A 25,601-nucleotide genomic window follows, 5' to 3' on the forward strand; every position below is an offset into this window, starting at 1 on the left:
ATCATTCGCCGAAGTTGCGAATGATGTTTTCTTAAGCCCGGACCCCTTCATCCAATTCCTGCAGGAGCCTCCGGTATTGTATGTACATGGCAACACGCCACGGAAGAATCATGCCGAACGCAAGCAGGAAAAACATGCCGCTCAGCTGGCCGACCTGAATCGTTGAGCTGAGGAACACTTTCATCAGCAGGCGGATCAAAAGGAGCCCGATCAGGATAAACGGAAATGCTTTGGAACGTTTTAAGTAAATATCCCCGTCACGCACTTCAAAACGGGATGTTTTGATTAAAAAAATCGAGAAAAACATCCCCATCACAAAGGCTTCCAATACTTCCTGGGAAGTCACCCGGAAATAAGGAACCGTAAACATTAGCGCCCCAGTACTCATAAAAATCGGAGGCAAAATAATTTTTTTTGCGGAAACCGGTTTGTTCTGCCCTTTCAGTCGGACAAAAATCACCAAAGACCCCATCAAAATCGCAATCACAAACGAAATGATAATGCCTTCCATGCTTCAACCCTCTTTAAAGTCGAATTTTTTACGATATAAAATATTGATACGATAAACATATGCTTTCTTATGCCTATATTCAACCATAAAAACGGGTATTTTGTCCAGACGGAAAGCCTGGTTCCGCCCCCTCTCACAGCGCTGGCTTCAATTCAGCACACGATCAACCGCTTCCAAAACGCGCACTTCGTCAAAAGGTTTGACAATAAAGTCTTTTGCGCCGGACTCAATCGATTCAACAACCAATTTTTGCTGGCCGAGTGCGGAACAGATGATGATTTTCGCATCCGGAAACTCGCGGATAATCGCTTTGACCGCTTCAATGCCTGTCATTTCAGGCATGGTGATATCCATCGTCACTACATCGGGTTTTAATTCACGGTACAATTCAATGGCCCGCTGCCCGTTTTCCGCCTCGCCTACAACAGTGTGACCGCCGTTTTCCAGCATTTTAGCCAAAGTCATTCTCATAAATTTTGCATCATCAACGATTAAAATACTTGCCATTGGACGTGTTCCTCCTCTTCATCTAAAAACCTTGAAATCCCCCAAATAAGGCACTGATATAACCGGAGATGACGGCCATCCAGTCAAAAAAGAGCAGGATCCCGGCAGCCGCCATCACAAATCCGCTGATTTTTACGAGTTTCGCACTGTATTTCTGCATCCACCCTAGGCGGCCGATAAAAAAGGCCAGTATCAAAAAAGGAATGGAAAAGCCGAACACATACGCAGCCATATAAACGGAGGCGGAAGCCGGGTTCGCCACCGCCAGCGCCAAAACAGAAGCCAAAATCGGGCCAGTGCACGGCGTCCATCCTGCGGCAAACACGAGGCCGACCAGAAAAGATCCGGCGAGCCCGAGTGGCCGTTTTTTTATATCAAACCGATAAGCTTTCATGAATATCCGCGGCTGAAAAACCCCGGCAGCCACCAGCCCGAAAAATATGAGAAAAATTGCGCCGAGCTGCCGGATCAAGTCCCCGTAAGTGATAAACATATTCCCGATCCATGAAGCCCCGAATCCCAAGGCAATAAAAACAACGGAAAATCCTGCCAAAAAACATGCGGTATGCGCGATGCTCCTCCACTTCCGCATCGCATGCCCCGCCTTTAACTGGCCGACAGAGGCACCCGTTATGTAAGAAACAAACGCGGGATAGAGCGGCAAACAGCAAGGCGAAATAAAACTCATAAAGCCTGCCCCGAAAGACAACCATACTGTTATATCAGCCATTGGTCCACTCCTTGTTCCGGCATAGATTCATTTTAACAAAAAAAGAGCCGTTTGATGAAAAAAAGTTACCAGAAGGCGGAAAATCCGCACGCCGTTTGATCGAAAGGGAATCGCAGGAAAACGTCCCGGGGGTTGGCCAAAAATGGCGGATAAACTCAAAAACCACCTTTTCTGTGTGGAATCTTGGCAGAAAAAGTGGTTTATAAATTCGTGCGAAGTTGTACAGTGGAATAGATATCCCACAAAAGCCGGCAATCCAGCTTACAATTTCATTTGTTTATTCATAGCATTCATCATTTGATTGATTTTCTTTTGTGACGGCTTCATGCCCATTTGCATCATCATCATTTTCAACATTTGTTCGTTAATTGGCGGATTTTTCTTCAGGTAATTCATCATATATTTACGTGCGATGAAAAAACCGATCGCAATGCCGACCAAAAGGGCAATAAGGGCTACGAGAATAAAAACCCAAGTCATAGTATACCTCCTTCACTCACATACAGTGTACTAAATCCTCTTGAATTATACAATACTTCTTTGCCGCCTCACACGAATTTTCTTTCTTTCACCGGCTTGATCCAACCGAACCGTTTATTGTCGTAATCGATTGCAAGAAGATTGCCGTTGAATTTCCTTAAAGTTTCAAATATAGCTGTTTCCGTATCATAGCTGCCGGATGCATGGAGGCGAAGCAGCCTTTGCTCAATATTTACTTCGGCATACTGGCCCTTTTTGTTTGAGATCAGCCGGTAAGCGCCGTTTTCATATACCATTTCATTTTGATTGGGAAATATCTGCTGCAAGACATGTTGCACGGACAAAAGCGGAATCGGTTTCGTAATATAATCGATCTGCTGGCGGATAACGTTTTTTAATCTGCCGGTCACGCTGGAATATTGATTGAACAGATCAAAAAACATGCGTTCCCTGCCGTAATAATACTGCGCAATTTCTTCTTCAATTAAATAAATATAATAAGTCCGCATGCATGCATCACTCCCAACGTCATTATTACCCTTACTATAATGGAAAAGCCTCAAAAAAGTTGTCGTACGGTGTTATAAAATTCTGTAAGTTGTGTCGAAAATAACACCGTTAACGGTTTTTACACCCTGCAAACACAAAAATGAGCCTGCCATTTGCGGAAATCCGCATCAAGCAGGCTCTTATTTTATCGATTATAAATCCAATAGTTTTTTCGCGCGCGCAACGACATTTTCAACGGTGAACCCGTATTCTTTCACAACCGTATTGCCTTTTCCGCTCGCACCGAAAGTATCAATTGCCAAAATATCGCCTTCATCGCCGGTATATCTTTCCCATCCGAACGAGGAAGCCATTTCAATTGCAAGACGTTTCTTCACGGTTTTAGGCAGAACGGATTCTTTATATTCTTGGCTTTGCTGTTCGAAACGGTCCCAGGACGGCATGCTGACAACAGCTGCATCAATATTTTCTCCTGCCAACTGTTTCTGGGCCTCTACAGCCAGGTGGACTTCCGAGCCGCTGGCAAGCAAAAGGAGGTCGGCTGTTTCTTTTTGGGCCGGTGAAATGACATAAGCCCCTTTCGAAACGCCTTCCTGCGCTGTTTCGGCCGTTCCTATGATCGTTGGCAGCCCTTGCCGCGTCAAGACAAGTGCTGTCGGATGATCCTTGGATGTTAAAGCGAGGCGCCAAGCTGCCGCCGTTTCATTGCCATCAGCCGGACGAATGACGGACAAATTCGGCATTGCGCGCAGTGACGGAAGCTGTTCAACCGGTTCATGGGTCGGACCATCTTCCCCGACCGCAATGCTGTCATGCGTAAACACATACGTAACCGGGAGTCCCATGAGTGCAGCAAGCCGGATAGCCGGACGAAGGTAGTCCGAGAAAACAAAGAATGTGCCGCCGTAAACATGCACACCGCCGTGGAGGGCCATCCCGTTCAATGCCGCGCCCATCGCAAATTCGCGGACACCGAACCAGATATTGCGTCCTTCGTAAACATCCGGTAAATAATCTTTGTCTTCTTTCATACGGGTATTGTTAGAACCGGCCAAATCGGCAGAACCGCCGAATAATGACGGCAGCCGCTTCGCAACCGCATTAAGCACTTCCCCGCTTGATGCACGGCTCGCCAGCGTTTTCCCTTCTTCATAAACCGGAATCTCTTTATCCCAGCCTTCCGGAAGCTCCCCTTTGATGGCAAGCTTCAGCTCTGCGGCAAGTTCCGGATATTGTTGTTCATATTCAGCGAACAAAGACTGCCATTCTTTTTCCTTTTTCACGCCGTTTTCAATGACTAATTCGCGGAAACGGCTGTATACTTCATCCGGTACATAAAAGTCTTCCTCAAACGTCCATTTATACGCTTCTTTAGTCAGTTTCAGTTCTTCTTCCCCGAGCGGAGCGCCGTGGACGGCGGATTTACCAGATTTGTTAGGGGAACCGTACCCGATGATTGTTTTCACTTCAATCAGCGTCGGGCGGGTTGTATCGGCCTTGGCTGCTTCAATGGCTTTTGCAACGGCCCCGATGTCATTACCGTCTTCCACGCGCAAATATTGCCAGCCGTAAGCTTTAAATCTCCCTTCAACGCTTTCAGAGAACGACTTGTTTAATTCACCGTCAAGGGAAATATCATTGGAGTCATACAAGACAATGAGGCGGCCTAATTTTAAATGTCCAGCCAAAGATGCCGCCTCCGCGGAAACGCCCTCCATTAAGTCCCCGTCGCCGCAAAGCGCATATGTATAGTGGTCAATGACATGATAATTTTCTTTATTGTAAACTGCCGCCAGATGCCTTTCCGCCATCGCCATGCCGACCGCCATCGCAATGCCTTGTCCAAGCGGGCCGGTCGTTGCCTCAACGCCTTCTGTATGCCCAAATTCAGGATGGCCAGGGGTTTTGCTTCCGAATTGCCGGAAATTTTTAATTTCGTCCATGCTTAACGGATAGCCGGATAAATGAAGCAGGCTGTACAGCAGCATAGAACCGTGGCCGGCGGATAATACAAAGCGGTCCCGGTTAAACCAGTGCGGATTTTCAGGATTGTGGTTCATATACCTTGTCCAAAGCGTGTACGCCATCGGAGCAGCCCCCATCGGCAACCCGGGATGGCCCGATTTCGCTTTTTCAATGGCATCGATGGACAGCGTACGGATCGTCGTGATTGCCAGTTCATCCGTTTTATCAAACATCTTAATCATCCTTTCTCTCGGTGGTTACATTCCTATATTAAGGCAAGTTAAACCAATAACACAACTTTTTTACAGCTCTTACAGGCTTTCAGCGCAAAAAGGCTGGTATGCCCGCACACATTTATTTATGCAAAAAGCCCACTCAGGGGCCGTTAGTGCATTTTCCGCTTCATTTGAATGAGCTTGATTTTTTCCGGTGTGACGTCATTTCCGTCAGGGTCAAAGACGCGGACATTTTCGATTGTTTGTTTCATAGAAGAACGGAACGCCTGCAAATATTCGCTTCTCAATTTGGACTGTTCTTTTGCTTCCTCATCCGTCAGCCCGCCGTTTTTGGCTTTTCGCGCCAATTCATTAATCCTTGACATTTTGTCCTTAGAAAGCATCGTTTCTCTCCTTATCTTCATGTTTTTAAGTTATCTTACTAAAAAACGGGCGTGCCCGCAACGGATGTGCACCGGCAACACAGCCCTATTCCGAAAAACCCTTTTCCTCCATATATTCCTGGTATCTCCGGTGCACAGTTGCCTTTGAAACGCGGTAGCCGAATCCGCGCATAGTGGCGGCAATTTCCTGGAAAGTCAGACCATTTTCGCGCAAGTGGACGATTTCTTCAACCGGAACATCTTTCCTTTCCTTGCCGTGCACATTGCCGTGTCCCTTTAAATTTTTTTGCGGGCGGTAGCCTTTTTTTACTGCACGCTCCATGCCCCTCTTGATCTTTAAATTGTGAAGCTTCCGCTGGTACTCTTCCACCATGCTGACTATTTTCAATACCATGGAATCGGATTCCGACAGCTCCAATTCCCCGTTTTGGGCATAACAATATACTTTTACCCCTTTTTTATATAAAAAATGAATGAGTGCAATTTTTGCATTCCCCCGTCCGATACGCGTTTCATCCTGGACAAGCACCGCATCGATCCGATCGGCATCCAAAAGCTCGAGCAGGTCGAGCACACCTGGCCTGTCCAGGTCATATCCGCTCGCCCTGTCTTCGATCACGGCCGCCACTTCGAACCCGAGCCTTGCGGAAAGTTTTTCGAGCTCTTCCCGCTGCCTGTGCAGGGAAGTTTCTTGGCTCTCTTTATCCGTGCTTACTCTGCAATATAAAACGACTTTCATTTTCCCAATCTCCTGCTTCTTACTTAAATGCCATTTCATTTTCGTTTCCCGGCACGCCGTTTTTTTCAACCGGAATGACGATTTTTTCGCCGGCTTTGATCATATTCCCATCTATATCGTTATGGGCCTCCACCCAACGAATGAATTCCTCCCTGTTCATGGAACCGGCCTTGGCATACCGGTCAGCGATGTTCCAAAGTGTTTGCCCTTCCCCGACAACAATCTCCCTGCAGCTTGAACGGTCCTGCAGACTTGCAATCATATAAAAGCCTAAAATGAGTATTACAACTATTAAAATCATAACATAATTATACTGTTTCCATAACCGTGCCACCGCCATCACCCTTCCACGAATATTTGTTCGATGTTTGGATAATAAAATTATAAAACGAACATGTGTTTTAGTCAATAGTTTTTTCGAACTTATGTTTGTTTTTTCTTCTTCGGCGTGATATAATAATAGCAAATAATGGCACACCGCCGTTCGCAGGTGCGGCTGTAAGGATGTGCCGATCACAATTGAACGACGAGGTGGAATTTTATGACCAAACTATCAAAACGGCAACAGGATATATTAAATTTCATTAAGCAGGAAGTACGGACAAAAGGCTATCCCCCTTCCGTAAGGGAAATCGGCCAAGCTGTCGGCCTTGCTTCCAGTTCGACTGTGCACGGCCACCTCGCCAGGCTTGAAAGCAAGGGGCTGATCCGGCGCGACCCTACGAAGCCGAGGGCGATTGAGATTTTGGACCATGAAGAAGAAATTCCTCTTCAAAATGTTGTAAATGTGCCTGTTGTCGGGAAAGTCACTGCCGGCATCCCGATTACGGCAATTGAAAATATCGAGGAGTATTTCCCGCTGCCGGAACATCTTGTCCCTTCCGACGATTCTGTTTATATGTTGGAAGTCGAAGGCGAGAGCATGATTGATGCGGGCATTTTGGACGGTGATTACGTCATTGTCCGTTCCCAGCAGACCGCCGATAACGGGGATATCGTCGTCGCCATGACGGACGAAAATGAAGCAACCGTCAAAAGGTTTTTCAAAGAGAAAGACCATTTCAGGCTGCAGCCTGAAAACCCGACAATGGAACCGATCATTCTGAAAAATGTAACCATATTAGGTAAAGTCATCGGCCTGTACCGTCAAATGGTGCATTGAAGTAGAGAGAAGCAGTTTGTTTGCTGCTTCTTTTTTAATAGAGGATATGCGAGATTTAAAGATATTATGAATGCCGAAATACCGTAATGAGGTATATTTTTCCCAAAACATACTTGGGCAAGAAATTCTGCGGCTAGTACTGGTAAAACGAATTTTCTCGAATCATTAGTAAAATGTAACAAAAAAATAGTAAACAATCCCTTTGTTTAGGGTTATCCTAATATTGGGAGTTTTAATGAAGTTACTTTAAGCAAAGGACTGAGAAAAATGAACAACATTGTTGTTTACGCTTCCAAGCACGGGACGGTTGAGGGCATTGTCAGGTCTCTCTTAAGAAAATCGCCGGAAGAAATTTTATCCATTAATATTTTAAAAGAAGAACCGCCAAATCTCTCAGATTACAAAAACATCATGATCGGCGGATCCATTTATCTGGGAAAAATCCAGAAACCGCTTACCAAATTTATCAAACACCATTTGGACATCCTTTTGCAGAAGCGTGTCGGCCTCTTTTTATGCGCCGGCGAAACAGACCGCAAAAAAGTCATAGATGAATTTAACCATGCCTTTCCGGAAGCACTGCGGAAACACGCCGTAGCCAAAGAAGTGTTAGGATACGCATATAAGCTGGACGAAATGAACTTTTTAGAAAAAATGCTGGTTAAAAAAATGAGAGGCGTTACGGAAAATACGAGCGCGCTGAACGAAGAAGGCATTGAACGATTTTTCGATACGGTGTTTAAGTAGTGCCGATGCCGCCATTTTCCCCCGCATCTTCTTCCCCTTCCTTTCCATCGGTTGCCGGCCTGGACGTACGCCCGAATAAACGGGAATCGTCGGAAGCCGGCACCTTCCACCTCCATCTTTTTTTGCTGATTTAGCCAGCCCTTCCGGTTAACCAGCGGACCGGAAAACGAAGCAAATTTTCCGAGCGATGGATTTGCTGCGTTTCTTAAAGTTTTTAAAATGGTCAAGATTTGACCGCTTCTTTTTTTCGATACTGCTCCCTTATTTTTTCAAGGCGTTGCCGCAGGGCGGCGATATCTTCCGGGCTTTTTTCCTGCAATGCAGAACTGCCAAGGAAACTGTGCTCGAATTCCGAAAACCAGCTGGGAAGCACTTCTTTCCTCCGGATTCCAGAATGCCTCTGCCGCCGCTTTATAAATTCCAGCTGCAATGCACGCGCCTCCTCCACTGTTTGCACATTTTTCCCCGCCCAGTCCTTTAAGATCGTTTCACAGTATCTCCAGTTTGCTACGCCGTGTTCCACTGCAGTTTTCATCGCTTCTATCACGAGTTCCGCCGTTAATTCATCACACCATGTAAAAATTTTTTCGGCAATATAGGAACCAGCTGTTCCAAAGCCGTTTTGTTCATAAAACGCGATTACATTCTTTGTTTCCTCACCTTTTTCAAAAACGGGAAAGTGCTCTATTGAAGAAGAAGTAATCTTTGCCGTAGTCTCTGTAGTAATCTCTGAAGTAGTCTTTGGTATTGCACTTTCATCGTGAACGTTTGAGCGCTCATATTGAAAGCATGGGTTTTCATATTGATCGTTGGAATTTTCATTTTGAAAGTATGTATTTTCAACCTGATCGTCCGAACATTCATTTTGAAAGTTTGGATTTTCATCCTGATGGCCCGGATTTTCATTTTGAAATTCCGCTCCGTCATCATTAAAAACCGGCAGTTTGTAACCTTCCAAAACATAACCCAGTTTTGCGAGATCGCGCTGAATTTTGGTAAGGTTTACCCGGTATTGCATCGTTTTATCCCAACGGTATTTTGGGTTTATCCGTTTTGACAGCCAGCTTCGCTCGCACAGTTTGTCCAAATACCGGCGCATGGTGGCTCCCGAGTTTGTAATCATGCATTCTTTTGCCAGTTCATCCGCCTTTTTGTAAATCCAGCCGTATTGCAGTTCTAAGCAGGACAAATCAATGTTTTCCCTTATCATGCGCTTCTTTTCTTCCAAAATAAATTGATCGAAATCGGCAATTCTTTCCGACCAATAGAGCATCTGGTTCAGCACTATCATCCACTCTTCCCTCCCTGTATAATCACGATCCAATTATTATCCAGATTCCTATTTATAACTATACTATTTTTTGTAATAATAATTCAACTTACCAACAAGATTAAATGTTTCGGATTTATTTACTCTAAATCTTAGATTCTGATGCTTTCATAGCGTTCTCCTTCATATTTCGCGGTTTGCTCGTACTGCGAACTAAATTTCTCCTCTAACACACTTCCTGAAAGTTTCAAATATAACACTGTAATTTTTTCTTCTCATCTTTTTGTTCGTCACTTCCACACTTAGGACAAAATGTCGGTAATATTGATTTACATCATCAAAGGAGACTTGATATTCAAATAACGGCAGCTGCTTTTTAAAGTCTTCATTGTTTTCGCTCTCCTTCAAGGTTTCGGTCTTCACTAACTTTAAATTCACTGGTTATAAACGGAGACTCATACCTTTCTGGAATAAACGCTCACTTTGACTCATCTTCAATTTTTCTATATCTTTGATTAGCTGTCCAACTGTCGTTTTTTCACTCCATTCTGTAACAGTTTCGGATCGCCTTAAACATAGTTCTTAATACAATTTTAAAATTTTCCATGTTTAGCTATTTCGTACTTTTGTTTTTCAGAATATCATGTACTATCTTGTGAACAAGGTGGTGAGGTTAATTGTATATTAGACCAATAGTTTGTCGGCCAAAATATGTGATTCGAAATCGTTTTTTCCCTCGTGTCCAACCTATTATCCACCCATTAGTAGAAGTTAATCGTGTAAACGTCTTTACTGTTCCTAGACACTTTGTTAGACCTGTAAGAAGAAATGTTGTTACGTATAATCATTGTCCTAGACGTTATTGGTGATTTTCAATAAATGAAGCACTTTCTATTCTACTACACTTGCCCTTTTTCAAAGTAATTCCATGCTTTGCCCTTTCTCTTACGCCAAAACCGCATATTTTATAATATCTCCCGCAAAGAAGGTGATCATGATGTCAGATGGCGGATATGGCCACGGTTTTAATTTTGCTTTAATTGTAGTTCTGTTTATCCTACTGATTATTGTGGGAACATCTTACATGAGTGGCTACGGATACTAATCTTATAAAGATTAATTAGCCAACAACCTAACAGAGAAAATTAAATATTAAACCCTCCGTTCGGTTCACCTTTTTTACTGAAGCGTAAAATTCGCTTCTTTTTTCTTATTTGCAACAATACCCTTTTATACTTGCAGTTCTCCCTATTAACTAAAAGTTAACAAGACATTTCAAAAAAAGGAGCAAATAATCAGTGTAGCCTGAATCATTCATTGATTATAATTTGTATCTCCATCAACAATACACATTCAAATAGTTAATTTCAGGTCAGGTTTAATTCATACAGATGAATAATCTCCAGGTCGCTTTTTTCCAAAACGCCCGTGTATAACCAGTAATGACATACAGCCATTCAATCAGCATCAGTCGTTCAACCGGGATAAGAAAAGGCGAGGCCGCCGCTATGTAATGGACTGATGTCGATTTGAAAAATGGAACAATCAGCATTAACAAAACATTAGACTTTCAAGCAAAATCAAAAGAAGAGCCGTTTGGAGATCCAAAGACGTACAATTCCAAAAGAATGATTACGATCGGCAAAGGTCTGATCAACGATTTAACCTTCCATAAGAAATATCAAAACCAAAATAAACTTGCCCTGAATGAAATTTATCACCATGATCTAAACCCTTGCACTGCCGAAATGACGGTCATTTTATGCTGAAATCGAACCTTTTAAATGCATTATCACGGATATTAAAAAGGGCCGGGCTCCCTCCCCTTCCGATCCATTCTTTACGGCACACTCATGCAGTGCTGCAGCTCGAGGCCTGCGCTGATTTGAAGCATGTGCAGGAACGACTGGGACACGGAAGCATACAAATTACCGCCGATGTGTACGGCCATATATCGAAGAAAATCGAGAGAGAAAAAATGAACAGATTTGAGGACTATTACAACCGCAGCAAAAACTGAAATTTTTTTGGTCAAATTTTGGCCATAAGCTTATTGACGCATTTCAAAAATGGATTTGACCAAAATGTAAAAACCCCTCAAAGCCTTGCGCTTCAAGGGGTTACCTCTATTAATACATTTCGATGTACTGGTCGCGTTCCCATTGGTGCACTTGTGTGCGGAACATATCCCATTCAATCTCTTTTGCTTCCAGGAAGTGTTCGAGAATGTGGTCGCCAAGGGCTTCTGTCATCACTTCGTCGGATTTTAAGTTTTCAAGCGCCTGGAGCAGGGTTCCAGGAAGATCGATGATGCCAGCTTCTTCCCGTTCTTCTTTTGTCATAACATAAATATTGCGGTCAACCGGTGCAGGCGCCTGCAGTTTGTTTTTGATGCCGTCGAGCCCTGCTTTTAACAGCACAGCCATTGCCAAGTAAGGGTTGGCGGACGGGTCAACACTGCGTACTTCAACGCGTGTGCTTAAACCTCGGGAAGCCGGGATGCGCATGAGCGGGCTGCGGTTGCGTGCGGACCAAGCCACATAACAAGGGGCTTCATAACCAGGCACAAGCCGTTTATAAGAGTTTACAGTCGGGTTTGTGACAGCCGTGAAATTCGGTGCGTGCTTCATAATGCCGGCGATGAACTGGTAAGCTGTTTCGCTCAACTGCAGTTTTTCTTCACCCGGATCATAGAATGCATTTTCTTTCCCTTTAAAGAGCGAAAGGTTTGAGTGCATGCCGGAGCCGTTCACGCCGAACAGCGGTTTTGGCATGAATGTCGCATGCAGGCCGTGTTTGCGGGCGATTGTTTTTACCACAAGTTTAAATGTTTGGATATTATCACAGGCCGTTACGGCGTCGGCATATTTAAAGTCGATTTCATGCTGGCCAGGCGCCACTTCATGGTGGGAAGCTTCGATTTCAAAGCCCATTTCTTCCAGTTCCAGCACGATATCACGGCGGCAGTTTTCACCGAGGTCCGTCGGAGCGAGGTCAAAATAACCGCCATTATCATTCAGCTCGAGCGTAGGCTCATTTTTTTCATTCAGCTTAAAGAGGAAGAATTCCGGTTCAGGCCCAAGGTTAAATTGGGTATATCCAAGATCTTCCATTTCCTTCAAAACACGTTTCAAGTTATTGCGCGGATCGCCTGCAAACGGTGTGCCATCAGGATTGTAAATATCACAGATCAGGCGGGCAACTTTTCCTTTTTCGGCTGTCCAAGGGAAAATAACCCATGTATTATAATCCGGATATAAGTACATGTCGGACTCTTCAATCCGCACAAATCCTTCAATAGAAGATCCATCAAACATGATTTTATTATCAAGCGCTTTTTCTAGCTGGCTGAGCGGGATTTCAACGTTTTTGATCGTCCCTAAAATGTCCGTAAACTGCAGGCGGATAAATTTTACATTTTGCTCTTTAGCATCTTTAAGAATCTCTTCGCGTGTAAACTTTGGCATGAACAGTATTCCTCCCTTTATGCTTTAAAAATATATATCTAAGCTATAAAACTAGCTTCTAAACGAATTAATGAAAGAACCTCGATGCATCCGCCAGCCTGTAGCTCGGGCTTTGGAATCGGCCGGCCTGCAACAGTTCCTGGCGCAACCGCTTGCGGATTTCTTCGTCTGACACCTCATTTTTTACAAGGACCGGTTGAGGACCCGCTGCATGATGATCTTTCATTAGAAAGATTTTTTTGATGCCCGCGATGTTGATCCCCTGGTCCAGCAAATCTTTAATATCCAGAAGACGGTCGACATCGTTCAGCGAATAAAGGCGGCGGTTCCCTTCTGTTCTTGCAGGAGAAATGAGATCGTGTTCTTCGTAATAGCGGATTTGCCGGGCCGATAAATCCGTTAATTTCATGACGGTTCCGATCGGCAAAAGCGGCATCGAGCGCCGTATTTCTTTTCGACCCATATCGAACTCTCCTTTTCTTTATATTCCCACTATATTCGATGTAAGTTTTTTTGTCAATATAATGTTATAATATCTTACATATTTTTTCGTGAAATTTTTTTGTCTATAAGAATATCATGCCAACTTTTTGCGGATTTCAACCCATTCATCCACGTCCACACTTTCCTTGAGTGCTTCAAGTCTGGCAGCAAATTGCTCGTTGATGTCAAGTTTCGCTTCTGAGATCATCCGGCTGAATTCCCGTTCCAGCCAGGCGCGGAATGACGCGGAAAGCTTTTCCCCCTGCACTTCCAAATAATTTTGTGCAAGTGGTTCGAACATCGCCTGCAGTTCATCCTGCATGTCCGCTTTCTCGTTTTTCTCGAAAAAAGATTTTGCATTTTTAAAATGGCGGAATGTTTTTTCAAGCGGCTTTAAATCCGCTTCATGGAAAGCGGGCAGAAATTCCGGCGTTTCGTGTGCTGCCGCTTCAAATGCGCTGATTGATAAATCATCAAGCAGATTTTTTATCTGCACATTCCATTCCTGATTTATGGAAGCGATCAACTGTTTACAGTGCGCTTCAAGCCGGACGGTTGTTGCCCGCATTTCCTGCGCGAGGTCATAGCCGAGCGATCCCGCAAGTTCCACCAATGCCCCCCGCAGATCCCGGGATGATTTAATGACAGCCGGATTAAACGCTTCTTTGAAAAAATCAGGGAAGCGGTAAAATACGCGCTGTTTTACATAATACAGCAGTTCTTTCTGTTCCTGCGCGGCACTTTCAAGAAGCACAGACGGATTTGTTTCCTCAAGCAGGGCGGCTGCCTGTTGGCTTAATTGCTTCAGCTGTTCCCGCTTCACTTTTTTCATTTCCTTTGATTCATTTGCATCCGCAATGACGGCATCCACCATCTGTAGCCCGCGGTCCAATTCACTTTGCGCGGACAGAAGCACCATATTCAGCAGTTCGCGGTCCAAAAATTGGCGGAAGCCGGCTTCAAACGCCGGAAGCTGCGATTTTTCCGGCTGCCCCTCGAGTGCAAGGAGGCTTGAGACGCCGTAAAGACGCGGGTTGCGTATACCGAAATGCAGAAGTTGGCTTTCAACATAGGCCATCACTTCTTTATATTCTTCACCGGAAGATGCCAGATCAATCGCGTTCACGATAAAAAACATCTTATCCAGTTCAAAAGCATCTTTTACGCGCCCGAGCTGAATCAAAAATTCCCTGTCCGCCCGCGCAAACGCATGGTTGTAATAGGTAACAAAGAAGACGGCATCCGAATCTTTGATATATTCAAACGCCACACCGGTATGCCGCACATTGATCGAATCGGCCCCGGGCGTGTCGACAAGAGTGATGCCCATGCTTGTAAGCGGGCAGTCGTAATATAAATCGATCGATTCCACAAAGCATGATTGTGCTTCATTTGCGACAAACTGCCGGAATGTTTCCATGCCGGTTTTAAGTTTCATCCCCAATTGCGTCTGGAAACGCGTGTAACCTTTTCGGAAAGCATGCAAAAAAGACAAGTGGACTTTTTCTTTCGCCTTTTCCGTTTTGGAGGGCCATATTTTATCGATTTGCACGAGCGCCTCATCGAAAGAATTACAGCTTAGTTCGAAAACGGAAAGCGATTTTTGCAGGTCTTCAAGCATTTGCGCTTCCGTTTTCAGCTGGACGGCTGCCGTGCCGTGCGGGTGTTCTGCTTCCGGCGGGCAGATCCGGCAGATCGCGGCTGTCGTCGGGTTCGGCGAAACAGGCAGCGTTTTTTCGCCGATCAGCGCGTTGGCAAAAGATGATTTCCCGGCGCTGAAGGCCCCGAACAACGCGACGGTATAGCGCCGGTGTTTGAGACGCATGCTCTTGTTCCGTAGGTTTTCTGTATACCGTTTAAATCCTTGCTTGTTCCCAAGCAGGTCAATTGCTTGTTCCATTTTGGCGAGCACCGTATCCGAAGGCAAAACTGCGGCCTGTTCCCAGGATTCTGAAACTGTTTTTCCAGCCCCCGTCCCTGAGCCGGCCGCCGTTTCCGCTTCCCGTTCCCCACGGTAGACCCGGTAATGCGTTTTCTCCTGTCCCCATTCCTGTTCGATTTCGGCGAGCAGTTGCTCAGGATGGAGGGCCGGGGCATTCAGGCTGTTACGTTTTTCCGCCAGTTCCATTTTTATTTTTTCAAGGCCGCGGTATGCGTCCGCCAGTTCCCTTAAAGGCGCGGCCTCGCGGCGGAGTTTTTCGAGCTGTTCCGCCGTTTCCTTCCCGGCTTCTTCCAGCACACGCGCCTGCCAATTCTCCCATGCTTTGCGGGCCAAACGTTTGATTTGTTCGGAAACATTGTCGCAATAATGAAGGATGGCATCACCGGTGATGCGTGCGCCTTCCTTCACCTGCCCGGCAAGCAGCGTTTCGCTGAAATCCGCGGACAATGCCGAAGCCTCTTGTTCAAATGGGTGCGACCGGGCAAGGCCGAGCGTTTTTAAGGCACTTTGCGCAAGCGAACGGAGATGCCAGTCGATTTGTGCTTCCACACTGCTTTTGAGCGCGGCGTAAAAATCCTGGAGACGCTGTTTCCTCACTTCTTCCCTTTTTTTCTTTTTCGCAAAAAAACCAACCTGGAAATCTTTTTGCATGCTTTCCAAATACAGTCTCGCCTTTTCCCTCGTTTCAAACGGCATTAAATACGCGTTTTGCAAAAGCGCCTGAAGCGAACGATGTGCATCTGCCTCCCATTTTTCAAGGCGCGAGGACAGCGCCCTTTCTTCTTCTAGCCACCGCTGTTCGGCTTGGAACGTCTTTTCTTTATCCATATCCGGATATTTTTCCGCCACCGCTACATATTTTTCTTTTTGCTGCATCACCTGCTCTTCAAGCCATACAGCATGTTCCGCTTCGAGGACGCGCAAAGATGCTTCAACAGATCGTTCAAGCCGCGCATCTTTTTCGGAAACGGCGCGGCTGATCAGCTCCTTCAGCTCCCCGAACCCGTTATGCGGATGGCGGAGGTCTTTTAATGACGTGTAAAAAATGCCGCGCGGGTGCACATGCCATGAAGCAAATGCGTTTTCAACCCCCTTCCGGAAAGATGAAAACGGCAGCTCTTCTTCGCGGTGCTTGTCAATCTGGTTGACAATAAGGTAAAGCTCAAGGCCGTGATCGAGCAGTTCTTTTGTAAATGTAAAATTCAGCTCGGACTGGACATGGTTGTAGTCCATGACGTAAAAGACGAGATCGGCCAAATAGATCGCGGACTCGGTGGCGATGCGGTGGGCATCATCCGTTGAATCGACACCGGGCGTATCCATCACCGTCAGCCCTTTTGGCAAGTTTGAATCCGGCATGCTTATTTCGATTTCTTTGATATGCCCTTTTTTGCAATAATTTTTAACCACTTTAAAGTCATAAGGCGCGTGAAAAAACAGGGGCGCTTCCCCTTTTTCGTAAACAATGGCGTAGTCTTCCGCACCACTTTTTATTTTTACCAAATTGGCGCTTGTCGGAATCGGACTGGACGGCAATACGCGGCTGCCCAATAAAGCGTTGATCATCGTGGACTTGCCGGAGGAAAAATGTCCGCAAAACGCAATATAGAAGTCCTGCTGGCGCACTTTTTTCAACAGGCTTTTCGCTTTCTCCGCCCTATCTATATCCCCGTTTTGCCGAAAATGTTCAATTAAACCTAAAATGCGTGCTATTATCCCTTTGTTCCTCTCCTGTAGTTTGACCATATTTCCATACTCCCCTAGTTTTCGTGATAGCTTTATTTTAACGAATTTTTCGCCTTATTCATACTATATTAAACTAATTTTTTGCTCCGTACGAAAAATCAAGAGACGATGCGGGTAATGATCCAGAAAAAAAGCCATAATATAGGGGGAAAGATCGGGAGGTGATCGCAAATGGGTTTATTCAGCGCCATCTCTAACCGACAGTCGGTGCGACGTGAAAAATACCTTTCTGCGATGCGCGAAAAAACCAAGTGCCCGGATTGCGGCGGCCGCGGGTTTATAATGCCGGCTGCTTTCGAGTACATCTATCCTTTTGACTGCTCAGGCTGCAATGGAACAGGAACCTTAGCGGATTGGGAGTCGAATCAACTGTAACCATCCAAGCCTTGGGCGGTTTTTATCTGCTTTGTTTCATAAAATGTTAGTGGAAAACTTTTGGATCCAGCATGACGGCATCGTGCCAAAGTGTTATGACCATGGTATAAAGTTAGAAAAATAGATCTCAAGGGATGGGCTAGATGATTGAGAAAAAAGCTTGGCATATGAATGGTTTTCTCGGGATTTTAGCCATTATTGTGATAAGTCTGGCCGGGTTGATGCTGCTGTTTGGAGTTCGTTTTTAGGCCGGGGTTATCCTGCTTGCTGCCGCTTTATTGCTGGCGTCCGGAATCTCCGTCATCCAGCCGAACCAGGCGCTGGTTGTCACTTTTTTCGGCCACTACATCGGCAGCATTCGGGAAAGCGGCATATATATGACGGTGCCGCTCAGTTTCAGAAGAAGGGTTTCGTTGCGGGTACGGAATTTTAACAGCGCCAAATTAAAAGTCAATGATGTGGACGGCAATCCGATAGAAATCGCGGCCGTCATTGTGTTCCGGGTGATAGATTCAGCAAAAGCGGTGTTTGATGTCGAAAATTACGAAGAATTTGTAAAGATCCAGAGCGAAACAGCGCTGCGCCACGTTGCCACAAAATATCCTTATGACAACGCGGATGAAGAGGGCCTTTCGCTGCACGGAAACGGAGAAGAAGTGTCAGAACATTTAAAACAAGAGCTGCAGCCGCGCCTTGATGTGGCTGGGGTGGATGTGATAGAAGCACGGCTCACCCATCTTGCCTACTCTACAGAAATCGCGAGCGTCATGCTGCAGCGCCAGCAGGCTTCTGCAATTCTCGCCGCCCGCAAAAAAATCGTCGAAGGTGCAGTCGGCATGGCGCAGATGGCGATCGAACAGCTTGAAAAAGACGGGCTCAATCTTGATGAAGAACGGAAAATGGTGATGATTAACAATTTGATGGTTTCGATTGTCTCCGACCGGGCAGCCCAGCCGGTCATCAATACAGGGAATTTGAATTAGCGTGTGAAAAAAGGCTGAATCCGATCCGATTCAGCCTTTTTTCAATCAGAAAGCCTGTGTCCCCGCTTCTTTTACTTTTGCTTCCGCTTTTGCTTTTGACGGCACAATATGGAAGAAGATATTCAGCAAAATGGCGGTGAAACTTCCGGCGACAATGCCGCTTTGCGTCAGAAGCTGGAGGTTGCTTGGTAGATCCTTAAATATATCCGGAGCAACCGTTACCCCGAGCCCGATCCCGACCGAGCAGGCAATGATGAACAAGTTTTCGTTTTTCGTAAAATCGACTTTGCTCAACATCTTAATACCGGAAGCAATGACCATACCGAACATTGCGATCATCGCCCCGCCGAGCACAGAAGACGGGATAATCGTCGTCAGCGCGCCGAGTTTCGGAATCGTGCCGAATACAAGCAAAAATGTACCAACCAAATACATTATAGATTTCGATTTCACGCCGGATAATTGCACAAGGCCGACGTTTTGCGAAAAGGCGGTATACGGGAATGAGTTGAAAATCCCGCCAAGCATGACGGCAAGCCCCTCTGCCCGGTAACCCCGCGTTAGGTCGTTTTCATTGACAGGTTTTTTCGTAATATCGCTTAAAGCGAAATAGACGCCGGATGATTCGACGAGGCTCACCAAGGCAACCAAAATCATTGTAATTGTGGAACTCCATTCAAATGACGGCATGCCGAAATAAAACGGCTGGACGATATGCACCCATGACGCTTCAGCCACAGGGGCAAAGCTCACTTTTCCGAAAAAGGCGGCGGCAACCGTTCCGAATGCAAGCCCGATTAAAATCGAAATGGAGCGGATAAATCCTTTTGCAAAACGCTGTAAAAGGACAATGACAAGCAGCGTGCCGAACGAGAGCGCAATATTGGAAATTGAACCGAAATCTTTGCTGCCCTGTCCGCCAGCCATATCGTTCATGGCAACCGGAATAAGCGTCACACCGATAATCGTTACGACTGATCCGGTGACAACCGGCGGGAAAAAGCGTGCGAGTTTGCTGAAAAATTTGCTGATGATGATGACAAACAGGCCAGAAGCAATGATCGCGCCATAAATGGCCGAAACGCCGAACTGCTTACCAATTGCGATCATCGGGCCGACCGCAGTAAAAGTGCAGCCAAGGACAATCGGAAGGCCGATGCCGAAAAATCTGTTTTTCCATACTTGTAAGAGTGTTGCAATGCCGGACATGAAAATATCGACCGAAACAAGATAGGTCAACTGCTTGCTGTTCATCCCAAGCGAGCTGCCAACAATAATCGGGACAATGACGGCCCCTGCATACATTGCAAGCACATGCTGGATCGCGAGAACGGTCGTTTTTGCCTTGTTCGATTTCAATTTGCATACGCCTCCTCTAAAAACGAAACCGTGCCGTTTTTAAGCGACTGGATCACGGCCAGAGACTCAACGCGGATCCCCCGGCTGCGGAGCCTTTCCCCGCCCGGCTGGAACGCTTTTTCAATAACAATGCCGATGCCCGATAAATTCGCGCCCGCCTGTTTTACAATATCGATCAATCCTTCCGCCGCCTGCCCGTATGCAAGAAAATCATCAATGATGAGCACCTTGTCACGGTTTGTTAAAAAGGCGCGCGAAACGATAATTTCATGAGTTGTATTTTTTGTAAACGAATGGACAGTTGCGGTGTAGACATCCGCGCTTTGCGTCAGCGGTTTTTTTTTCCGCGCAAACACCATTGGCACTTTTAATTCGAGCGCAGCCATCAAAGCCGGCGAAATGCCGGATGATTCAAGCGTCAAAATTTTGGTGACGCCGTCCTTTCTAAACAACCGGGCAAATTCTTCCCCCATTTTTTTCATCAATACCGGGTCGACCTGGTGGTTTAAAAACGAGTCCACCTTTAAGACCTGGTCCGAGAGTACGAGGCCGTCCTGTTTAATTTTCTCCTGCAATGCTTTCAATCTTACTCCTCCTCTTCGCCTTCCCTGCTGAATCACTTTGCTGAAATAATCCGGCCTTTGGGAAAAGAAAAAAGCCCAAAGGCCGCTGCACCCACATACATGGAGTAAGCAACGCCCTTTGCGCTTTTATATGCAAAAAGGAATCAGAACATCTTAAAATTAAGAAGTCCGCATTGCCCACCCATAGTCAGGCCATTTACGGTGGCCTGGTAGAAACTTGCGTGCCGTATTCCCGCGATTATATGAGTGAATGCCGAATTAAAATGTATCCGTATTATAGCATTGTTCGGCAAATTTGAAAAGTTCCCGACAAAAAGAAGGAATATTTTCAATTTATTACTGTAACCGGTACACGTCCGTGAATTTTTCTGTTAAATAATCAATCAAATATTGGGCATTGAGCTCTTCTCCTGTGGCATCACGCAAAATTTCCGCCGGTTTTTTCATTTTGCCGAACCGATGGACATGCTCTGTGAGCCACTCTCGGATTGGTTGCAGGTCGCCTTTTGCAACAAGTCCGTCAAAATCAGGTAAATCTTTCAGCATCGCTTGCTTAAACTGGGCGGCGTACATCATGCCGAGCGCATAAGACGGAAAATAGCCGAAATCCCCGCCGGCCCAGTGCACATCCTGGAGCACGCCTTCCCCGTCGTTTTGCGGCCGGACGCCCAAATATTCCCCATATTTCTCATTCCAAATTACAGGCAGGTCTTTCACACTGATTTCATCGTTGAACAGCGCTTTTTCGATTTCGTACCTGACCATTATATGAAGCGAATACGTCAGCATATCGGCTTCAATCCGGATGAGGGAAGGTTTCGCTTCGTTTACTGCCCGGTAAAATTCCCCCAAAGGCACATCGTCAAACTGCCCGGAAGCGTACTGCTTCAACAGTGCGTAATTTTTCTTCCAAAACGCGTATGAGCGGCCGATGATGTTTTCGTAAAACAGTGACTGCGATTCATGAATCCCCATCGAAGCCCCTTCGGCAAGCGGCGTGCCTGAAAGCCCTTTTGAAATATGCTGCTCGTAGAGGGCATGGCCGCCTTCGTGCATGACACCGAAAACGTCGACGCGCCAGTCTTTTTCATCGTAACGCGTCGTGATCCGCACGTCTCCCTGGTTGATGCAGGTTGCAAACGGATGCACCGTTTCATCCAGCCGGCCGGCATTGAAGTCAAAGCCCATTTGTTCCAAAATTTTCAAGGTGAAAGCTTTTTGCTTTTCTTTCGGGAACGTTTTAAAAAGAAAATCGGTGCGCGGCTTTTCTTTGGAAGCGTTAATTTTATGTACGAGCGGCACAATCGCTTCTTTTACCTGTTGGAAAACTTTATCAAGCACATCCACTGTGATGCCCGGTTCATACAAATCCAATAAGGTATTGTACGGATTGCCATCATATCCCCAGTACTGGACAAATTTCTTTTTGTACCCGACAATTTGTTCAAGATACGGCCTGAAAAGGTTGAAGTCGGCCTTCGCCTTTGCTTCTTCCCAAACGCTTTCCGCTTTTGAAACGAGCACTGTGTATGCCTCGTAATCTGCCGGCGGAATTTTTTTGCTGCGTTCGTATTGTTTTTTGCACTCTTCCAATGTTTTGGCGGTTACTTCCGACAGGTTGCCTTTGTACGGCATGAGCCTTTCGATTAATTCCCCCATCTCTTTCGATGTCTGCATGGCAAACACTTCACCCGATAAAACGCCGATCACTTCCGCGCGCTGCTCCACGCCCTTTTTAGGCGCGCCAGTCCGCAAATCCCAGTAAATCAATGCGAGCGCCTCTTCGTATGTTTTGATTTTTTTAACGTACTGCAAAAACGTCTTTTCCAGTTCTTCAATTGGCCCCACTGCCATAATCATGCCTCCCATCCAATGATTCTAATTCCCATCTTACCATTTTGTTTAGAATAAACACAAACAGAAAAAGCAGCGCTAAATTGTTTGCGCTGCTTTAAACGGTCACTCTTCCTTTTTCCTTGGCGGTCTCAGCCCCCAAAACTGGTAAAGGTCGGTGCGGATCGATCCGTTGTACAATTTTCTTTTTTTCGTTGCTTTTTTGCCGTAAACATGCTCAAAATTTTCAAACGAAGTGAGGATGTAAACGGACCACGTCTTCAGTTTTGAAAAGGCCCGCCCCATGTCGCGGTACATTTTCTCGACTTCCTCGCGTTCCCCGATCCGCTCCCCGTACGGCGGGTTGCCGAGAATGACGCCGTATTCCTCCTTCGCCGTAAAGTCGGCCACCTGCATCTGTTTAAAACGGACGATGCCTGTGAGACCCGCTTCATCGGCATTTTGCTGTGCAATCCCAACCATTTTGTGGTCAATGTCGGAACCAATAATGTCAAGCGGCTGATCATACCGGGCCAGGTCTTCCGCTTCCTCGCGTGCCCTCCTCCAAACGGTTTCATCCATCCACGGCCACGTTTCGCTTAAAAATTCGCGGTTAAAACCCGGGGCGATGTTTTGGCCGATCAGAGCGGCTTCAATTGGAATCGTACCGGATCCGCAAAACGGGTCGCGGAACGGGCGGTCCGGATGCCAGTTTGTCAATTGGATCATTGCCGCGGCAAGCGTTTCTTTAATCGGGGCCTGTCCCTGCGCCGCACGGTACCCACGTTTATGCAACCCCGCGCCGCTCGTATCAATGGTGATCGTTGCGATGTCTTTCAACAAAGCGACTTCGATTTTATAAAGCGGCCCGTTTTCGCTAAACCAGCTGACTCCCCTGTAACGGGATTTCAGCCGTTCGACAATCGCTTTTTTGACGATGGCCTGGCAGTCCGGCACACTGAACAGCTTCGATTTGACCGATTTTCCCGTGACAGGGAATTCCGCATCTTGCGGAAGATAATCTTCCCAAGGAACCGCTTTTGTCTGTTCGAACAGTTCATCAAACGTCTCCGCCTTAAACTCCGCCGCTTTGATTTTCACGCGGTCCGCACACCTCAGCCAAAGATTGGCGCGGGCAATTGCCGATTCATCGCCGGAAAATTCGATCTTCCCGTTCTCCACCGTGCAGTCATACCCGAGCGCCCGTACTTCTTTTGCGACAAGGGCTTCAATCCCCATCGCGCTCGTTGCGATCAAATGAAAATCAGACATTGTTCCACCCGTCCTTTTTTATGTAGATTGTAAAGGAAATATTACTGCCAGTCACCACGCTGCACGCCTGCGAAAGGGATTTCGAGGATGTATTGTGGCACGCCATTTATGTATAAAAAAGGCCGGGCACCGACGGTATTCGATTTCCACCATATACCGCGGCGCCGGGCCCATTACCCACTAATCCAGCCAGAATAACGTTTTGTAAGCCATGTTCTGTACCTTTGTACTGCAAACGATGTGGCGGCATCTCGTACGAAGGCGGTAATCATCTATCTACAAGCATCACGCTTGTCCCTTTCCCCGTTCATTTCCTCGGAAAGGGTGCCTCTACCATCATTTGAGTTACTCGCTTGCGGGGTTTACCTCGTTCCACCTTTACAGTTTCCCGTAAAGCTCCGTCACTGTGGCACTTTCAAGGGTACTCCGCCATGCCGTAAAAGGTTTAGGCGTTTTCCCTGCCGTCAGCCTTATTAAAGGCTGCCCTGGCTTATGGATTCGCCAGGCACAAACACTACGGGCATCTCAGCACCGTGCGAGCATGGACTTTCCTCAACAGCCAATTCCGGCTGCAGCGATTACCCAAACGTTATTCACAATGCTCACTCATTATATAAAACAAAAATGGAACTTGCAAGCAGCAATTTATAGCGGAGCCTGAAAAAAATCCCAAAAAAGCGTCCGGCTATTCGTTTAGTTTGCTGCCGAAAACATGCTTCTCAAGGTTTGAAAGCCTTTTTAAAATATCAAAATTGGTTGTTCCGGTCATTTGCTGTACCGGCTGGCGTTTGATTAATTCTTCGGCCTGCTTTTTGAGACGCTGGTTTTCCTGCTGAAGTTCTTCGATTGTTTGATTAAAGGTTTCATAATCTTTTATGATCAAATCCAAAAACTTGTCCACTTCTTCCTGCCGGTACCCTCTGACAGCTGTCTTGAATTCCTTTTCCAAAATGTCTTTGGCCGTCAATTTAATTTGATCCGATAACATGTTTGCACCACCTTACATTTCCCAGACATAATTTCATTTTTTCAAAAACAAATTTGTTTGTCAATTAATTGTAGTTTTATTCAAAAATCCGTTTGTTCATCTTCTATTATTGCCTGTAAATCATAAAAGTCAATGATGCGGATGTCATACGGATGCGTTTCTCTGTATTTTTTTGCGGCCTCGTACAAATACTTCGGGGAGCCTTCCCGTTCTTCATCGAATACAATGAGCAGGCAGTCGCTTTTATGCACAAAAATTCTGTTTTTATTGTGGTACTGCTGCGGGCTTTCGTAAGGCTTCCGGGAAATGGAAGCCACAAAATCCGCCTGCGACAGCACCATTTCATAGTACGCTTTCTGCTCTTCTTGCCATTTTTCTTCCTGGCCTTCAAACGGCGTTAAAACAGCCAGCTTCAATTCGGGATATTCAATCTGCAAGTCGAAAACCGTTTCAGCGGCCCATAATTCCGTCCCCTGCTGCCCGGAAATCAGCACCCATTCATACCCTTCATCAACCAGTTCCAGCAGCCGGGTTTGGATGGCGGTTTTAATATAATGGATTGCCGGGTGATCAGTCCCGAATATCCCCAATTCATACGGTTTATAGCCGGTAATGGCGACAACTTTACCCAAAGCTTTATGCTCCTTATCCTGAAATTAATTCTATTTTAGACCCGAAAATGGAAAAACGGCAAGGATCTTCTTGATCCTTGCCGTATTGTCCGGTCAGCAGCACTTCGGCGGCCGCGGTACAACCGGATCATAAAAATTGGTAACCGTTCCCGGATCCACTTCATTGACAAACGAATCCGTATGCGGAAAGTAGTTTTGCTGATGGAATGCTTGATGGTTCACATGGGTTGTATGTGTCGGGAAAATATGCGGTACGATGATATCCTGGTGCGTATGCGTAACACAGCACTTGGTCGGATGGACAACTGCCGGCATGATGCGCGGCGGGCAATGGTGAAACATATTCCAATCTCCTTTCATCATCAATCGTCTTTTTTCTTACACTACTAACCTATGACTCGAAAAGGGAACATGTACTAATGAAAAAACCCAATTTACCGTGTTTGCCCGCCCGCTATAAAAATAAGGATATTGAATCATGCAGCGCCGCAAATAAAAACGCAACAAGACCGATGAACACAAAAAACAGAAACAGTAGTGCCCGATGCATGTTTTCAACCAACCTCTTTATTTTCAATTTAGACAAAAACTATTGTAACGGGCATACCGGCTCCAGACAATAACAAAATACGGAAATCGACATAGCCTTCCGTTTTTTCTCAGGAAGCCTTCCGATGCGACAAATCGCAACACTTCC

The 25,601-nt window shown here is 46.0% G+C and carries 24 protein-coding genes, 1 other RNA gene, 2 pseudogenes and 1 riboswitch; of the genes and pseudogenes, 6 read left to right on the forward strand and 21 right to left on the reverse strand.

All coding sequences use genetic code 11. The features are described 5' to 3' along the window. Positions 1-31: 31 nt before the first annotated feature. The 9 genes from GBH70_RS08850 to yneA all read right to left on the reverse strand — a co-directional run bounded on the left by GBH70_RS08850 (position 32) and on the right by yneA (position 6,401). Positions 32-511: a CcdC family protein gene (locus tag GBH70_RS08850; RefSeq protein WP_151680699.1), complete on the reverse strand. Its 480-nt coding sequence runs from the start codon at positions 509-511 to the stop codon at positions 32-34. A 147-nt stretch (positions 512-658) separates the two neighbouring features. Further along, complete coding sequence (locus GBH70_RS08855) at positions 659-1,018, reverse strand: response regulator (protein WP_151680700.1); 360 nt, start codon at positions 1,016-1,018, stop codon at positions 659-661. Between the two features lie 22 nt (positions 1,019-1,040). After that, positions 1,041-1,748, reverse strand: coding sequence for a cytochrome c biogenesis CcdA family protein (locus tag GBH70_RS08860; protein ID WP_151680701.1), 708 nt, complete (start codon positions 1,746-1,748; stop codon positions 1,041-1,043). A gap of 261 nt (positions 1,749-2,009) precedes the next feature. Next, a complete protein-coding gene (locus tag GBH70_RS08865) occupies positions 2,010-2,228 on the reverse strand; it encodes a YneF family protein (protein ID WP_151680702.1) in 219 nt (72 codons plus the stop codon). A 68-nt stretch (positions 2,229-2,296) separates the two neighbouring features. Then, the gene (gene sirA / locus GBH70_RS08870) at positions 2,297-2,737 is read right to left on the reverse strand and encodes a sporulation inhibitor of replication protein SirA (RefSeq protein WP_151680703.1); all 441 of its coding nucleotides are present in this window, start codon (positions 2,735-2,737) and stop codon (positions 2,297-2,299) included. Between the two features lie 192 nt (positions 2,738-2,929). Next, positions 2,930-4,936, reverse strand: coding sequence for a transketolase (gene tkt / locus GBH70_RS08875; protein ID WP_151680704.1), 2,007 nt, complete (start codon positions 4,934-4,936; stop codon positions 2,930-2,932). Positions 4,937-5,088: 152 nt separating this feature from the next. Further along, positions 5,089-5,322: a DUF896 domain-containing protein gene (locus GBH70_RS08880; RefSeq protein ID WP_151680705.1), complete on the reverse strand. Its 234-nt coding sequence runs from the start codon at positions 5,320-5,322 to the stop codon at positions 5,089-5,091. An 85-nt stretch (positions 5,323-5,407) separates the two neighbouring features. Beyond that, entirely contained in the window at positions 5,408-6,061 is a 654-nt protein-coding gene (locus GBH70_RS08885) for a YneB family resolvase-like protein (RefSeq protein WP_151680706.1), read from the reverse strand. Between the two features lie 19 nt (positions 6,062-6,080). Next, positions 6,081-6,401 (reverse strand): cell division suppressor protein YneA, encoded by a 321-nt coding sequence (gene yneA, locus GBH70_RS08890; RefSeq protein WP_253693677.1) that lies wholly within the window; start codon positions 6,399-6,401, stop codon positions 6,081-6,083. Positions 6,402-6,602: 201 nt separating this feature from the next. Between yneA and lexA the strand changes: the two genes are divergently transcribed. Further along, the gene (gene lexA / locus GBH70_RS08895) at positions 6,603-7,223 is read left to right on the forward strand and encodes a transcriptional repressor LexA (protein WP_151680708.1); all 621 of its coding nucleotides are present in this window, start codon (positions 6,603-6,605) and stop codon (positions 7,221-7,223) included. A 267-nt stretch (positions 7,224-7,490) separates the two neighbouring features. Next, entirely contained in the window at positions 7,491-7,970 is a 480-nt protein-coding gene (locus GBH70_RS08900; RefSeq protein WP_151680709.1) for a flavodoxin domain-containing protein, read from the forward strand. Positions 7,971-8,193: 223 nt separating this feature from the next. Here the strand turns inward: GBH70_RS08900 and GBH70_RS08905 are convergent, their stop codons facing one another. Further along, entirely contained in the window at positions 8,194-9,261 is a 1,068-nt protein-coding gene (locus tag GBH70_RS08905) for a DnaD domain-containing protein (RefSeq protein ID WP_151680710.1), read from the reverse strand. A 976-nt stretch (positions 9,262-10,237) separates the two neighbouring features. Between GBH70_RS08905 and GBH70_RS08915 the strand changes: the two genes are divergently transcribed. Both GBH70_RS08915 and GBH70_RS17995 read left to right on the forward strand, forming a co-directional pair. Next, positions 10,238-10,345: a YjcZ family sporulation protein gene (locus GBH70_RS08915; RefSeq protein ID WP_151680712.1), complete on the forward strand. Its 108-nt coding sequence runs from the start codon at positions 10,238-10,240 to the stop codon at positions 10,343-10,345. Between the two features lie 373 nt (positions 10,346-10,718). Next, positions 10,719-11,260, forward strand: a pseudogene (locus GBH70_RS17995) (site-specific integrase); the annotation flags it as partial. A gap of 109 nt (positions 11,261-11,369) precedes the next feature. Here the strand turns inward: GBH70_RS17995 and glnA are convergent. The 3 genes from glnA to GBH70_RS08935 all read right to left on the reverse strand — a co-directional run bounded on the left by glnA (position 11,370) and on the right by GBH70_RS08935 (position 16,878). Then, a complete protein-coding gene (glnA, locus tag GBH70_RS08925) occupies positions 11,370-12,707 on the reverse strand; it encodes a type I glutamate--ammonia ligase (RefSeq protein WP_151680713.1) in 1,338 nt (445 codons plus the stop codon). 67 nt (positions 12,708-12,774) lie between these two features. Then, positions 12,775-13,170 carry a MerR family transcriptional regulator gene (locus GBH70_RS08930; RefSeq protein WP_151680714.1) on the reverse strand — a complete coding sequence of 132 codons (396 nt, stop codon included), beginning with the start codon at positions 13,168-13,170 and terminating at the stop codon, positions 12,775-12,777. 114 nt (positions 13,171-13,284) lie between these two features. Beyond that, positions 13,285-16,878, reverse strand: a complete 3,594-nt coding sequence (locus GBH70_RS08935; RefSeq protein ID WP_151680715.1) for a dynamin family protein — start codon at positions 16,876-16,878, stop codon at positions 13,285-13,287. A 171-nt stretch (positions 16,879-17,049) separates the two neighbouring features. Here GBH70_RS08935 and GBH70_RS08940 point away from each other — a divergent pair, with 171 nt between their 5' ends. Together GBH70_RS08940 and GBH70_RS08945 are read left to right on the forward strand one after the other, a co-directional pair. Next, complete coding sequence (locus tag GBH70_RS08940; RefSeq protein ID WP_151680716.1) at positions 17,050-17,253, forward strand: methionine aminopeptidase; 204 nt, start codon at positions 17,050-17,052, stop codon at positions 17,251-17,253. A 272-nt stretch (positions 17,254-17,525) separates the two neighbouring features. Beyond that, a pseudogene (locus GBH70_RS08945) lies at positions 17,526-18,236 on the forward strand (SPFH domain-containing protein); the annotation flags it as partial. Positions 18,237-18,281: 45 nt separating this feature from the next. Here GBH70_RS08945 and GBH70_RS08950 read toward each other — a convergent pair. From GBH70_RS08950 to GBH70_RS08985, 8 genes are all read right to left on the reverse strand, one after another. Next, positions 18,282-19,595: a nucleobase:cation symporter-2 family protein gene (locus GBH70_RS08950; RefSeq protein ID WP_151680717.1), complete on the reverse strand. Its 1,314-nt coding sequence runs from the start codon at positions 19,593-19,595 to the stop codon at positions 18,282-18,284. Next, positions 19,592-20,179 (reverse strand): xanthine phosphoribosyltransferase, encoded by a 588-nt coding sequence (xpt, locus tag GBH70_RS08955; protein WP_151680718.1) that lies wholly within the window; start codon positions 20,177-20,179, stop codon positions 19,592-19,594. The genes GBH70_RS08950 and xpt overlap by 4 nt, the downstream gene beginning before the upstream one ends. Before the next feature lie 164 nt (positions 20,180-20,343). Continuing rightward, a riboswitch (purine riboswitch) is annotated at positions 20,344-20,445 on the reverse strand. Between the two features lie 70 nt (positions 20,446-20,515). After that, complete coding sequence (locus GBH70_RS08960; protein ID WP_151680719.1) at positions 20,516-22,033, reverse strand: carboxypeptidase M32; 1,518 nt, start codon at positions 22,031-22,033, stop codon at positions 20,516-20,518. A 105-nt stretch (positions 22,034-22,138) separates the two neighbouring features. Continuing rightward, a complete protein-coding gene (locus GBH70_RS08965) occupies positions 22,139-23,284 on the reverse strand; it encodes a THUMP domain-containing class I SAM-dependent RNA methyltransferase (protein ID WP_151680720.1) in 1,146 nt (381 codons plus the stop codon). 200 nt (positions 23,285-23,484) lie between these two features. Further along, an RNA gene (gene rnpB / locus GBH70_RS08970) (RNase P RNA component class B) lies at positions 23,485-23,874 on the reverse strand. 95 nt (positions 23,875-23,969) lie between these two features. Then, positions 23,970-24,272: a cell division regulator GpsB gene (gene gpsB, locus GBH70_RS08975; protein ID WP_151680721.1), complete on the reverse strand. Its 303-nt coding sequence runs from the start codon at positions 24,270-24,272 to the stop codon at positions 23,970-23,972. Between the two features lie 80 nt (positions 24,273-24,352). Further along, entirely contained in the window at positions 24,353-24,904 is a 552-nt protein-coding gene (locus tag GBH70_RS08980) for an SLOG family protein (protein WP_151680722.1), read from the reverse strand. A 93-nt stretch (positions 24,905-24,997) separates the two neighbouring features. Next, on the reverse strand, positions 24,998-25,246 hold the full coding sequence (locus GBH70_RS08985; protein WP_151680723.1) for a CotD family spore coat protein: 249 nt from the start codon (positions 25,244-25,246) through the stop codon (positions 24,998-25,000). Between the last annotated feature and the right edge of the window lie 355 nt (positions 25,247-25,601).

Source organism: Weizmannia acidilactici, assembly GCF_008974225.1.
GTDB lineage: Bacteria > Bacillota > Bacilli > Bacillales > Bacillaceae_C > Weizmannia > Weizmannia acidilactici.